The sequence below is a fragment of the Synergistaceae bacterium genome, assembly GCA_012728235.1.
GTDB lineage: Bacteria > Synergistota > Synergistia > Synergistales > Synergistaceae > JAAYFL01.
Window position 1 is genome coordinate 1 of record JAAYFL010000024.1, and the last position, 2379, is coordinate 2379.

Genomic DNA, 2379 nt, shown 5'->3' on the forward strand with positions numbered 1-2379 from the left:
GATGTGCAGAGGGATAGTTTTGTCTACGCTACTCAACCAGCTTGAAAGATCCATCATCTCTTCTTCGGTATCATTCATTCCTGGAACTATTAGGTTTGTTATTTCGACGTGAGATTTTTTTGCTGCACATGTTATAAAATTCTGCACAGTTTTAAGATCTCCGCCCAGGTTTTTGTATTGTTCTTTCGAGAAACTTTTAAGATCAATATTGAAAGCATCGATGTAAGGCAAGACTTCTTCGAGTATTGGTAAAAAGACGTTACCACAAGTTACGACGACATTTTTCATGCCCAGCTTTTTTGTCTCGATAGCAGTATCCGTTACATATTCGTATCCAATCATTGGCTCATTGTAAGTAAAAGCTACACCGATATTTCCTTTATCTTTCATATTGTTGGCCATATCAGCTAGCTCAGACGGTGAAATATATTTTGTGTTAGCGTTTTCTTCTGAGGCAGTGGAGATAGAGTGATTCTGACAAAAAGGGCAGTCCATGTTACATCCGAATGCACCGACAGAGAGAATCATGCTTCCAGAATGAAACATTGAGAGAGGTTTTTTTTCAATGTGATCGAGTGCAATTGATGTAATTTTGCCGTAATTTATTGAGATGATACTTCCTTCGACGTTTTTTCTTGCCTTGCAAAGTCCAGTCTGGTCTTCACTTAGTTCACAGAGATGTGGACATACAACGCATCTCATTTTATGTGTGCCTTACTACTTCAAAACGCTGCAACTTTATTTCTTCATTCTCGTGAATTCCAGCTTTTTGCATTGCAATATATATTTGTTCTTTCACAGTATTTACTCCGTCAAGGTTAGGCAAAAGCAGTCCTCGTCTATATCCACTTGATACAATTACGCCATATTTTTTTACATCTAGCTGCTCTGGCGATTCTACGTTCTCAGTATCACCGAGAACATCTACGCTGTAGACGAGGTCTTTTAGCTCTGAGGCTGCAACAGGAGGAAAGCGCGGGTCTTTTACAGCGGCACTTATTGCATTTTGGATTATTTCTTTTGCAATATTCGAAGTAGTCGGAGAAATTGTGCCTATACAGCCTCTTAGGTGCCCAAACTTGTTGAGCGTAACAAAAGTGCCGGCTTTTTTTTCGAGCAAATTTATAGGTAAGTCTTTTGGAACAGTTATTATTTTTCCGGTCGTGATATATTCTTCTATTGTTTTTCTAGCTAGAGTTACATAAGAACTTTCTTGATTTTTCAATTATGTCATCTCCTTTTATATTTTATGAGTCGAAAGAAAACGTCTACTTGAGTCTGGTTTTCCCGAAAGATAAGTACAGACTCCGTATCCAACGCCGAAAGGGCCTTCATATGAGAGCATCTCAGGTTTAACGGAGAGGCCATCAAGACATCCTGCCATTATTGTGAATGACCGATGTCCGCATTCAGCAGCCTTATCAGTAAAATCATTCGAGAAATTAAGAAGTTCGCCAAAGGCAGCTCTTGACATAACATCCATAATTTTTTTGTCATAGTCTGGACCTTCAGCTTTATAGCCGTAAGGGCCATCTTTTTTAAGGACGTGTGAGAGGTCGCCACTTGCAATTACACATATAGGCCTGTTAAGCTCTTCTGTTGTCTTTTTTATAAGGGTTCCAAATCTATAATGTTCACTAAGCGACATTCCTGACAGTCCAATTCGTACTATTTTACAAGGAATCTCTCCTCCATACGCTTTTCTCAGAAAGTATAGAGGGACGGTTGTTGCGTGATCAAGATTTTTTTCGCGTTCTCCCTCAGTTCCTGCACTGAGATCTTCATCCTGAGAAATATTTTCAAGCTCAAAAACGAATTCAGTGTCATATTCGACTTTAAAATTAACTCGTGGAGCACCAAAATTACTCAGATCACCATATGCCGACTTGCCAGGAGAAATATGAAAGTAGTCTGAATATATTGTGCTGTGGGGAGTAAGTATCACAACTGTTTGAGGTTTAAGGCTGACTACAAGTTCCATGGCCTTATTAAACCCTATTATTGTATCTTTAATTTTTTGTTCCTCGCCTTTGCCAACCTCTGGAACGATGAGTGGCGGATGTGGAACCATTACAGCTGCTTGTATCGTCATTATTACCAGCTCCTTTTAGAGTAGAGTAATGAGACTTTGTACAAATATATTATAACTTAACTATCTTGCCTAAGAAATACAATATCAATTTTTTAAAACTTATTTGGATTTGACACACAATCTGTATTCTTCCATCGTGTATTTAGGTAATGAATTGAAAGATTTAATTACCATATTCTACGTAAATGAAAGGCGAGCTAATAATATCTTTAAAACATTCAGTTAAAACTTGCGTTGGATATACAAAAAAAAGGGTAAGGATGCTGAGCATCCTTACCCTTTTTTAC

General features: G+C 38.1%; 1 protein-coding gene and 1 pseudogene. Both read right to left on the bottom strand.

The window, feature by feature from the left end:
- Nucleotides 1-702, bottom strand: a 702-nt coding sequence (locus GXZ13_01780) for a radical SAM protein (protein ID NLX74570.1), incomplete at its 3' end; no start/stop codon positions are given.
- Between the two features lies 1 nt (nucleotide 703).
- Nucleotides 704-2092: pseudogene (amrA, locus tag GXZ13_01785) on the bottom strand (AmmeMemoRadiSam system protein A).
- Nucleotides 2093-2379: the final 287 nt, after the last annotated feature.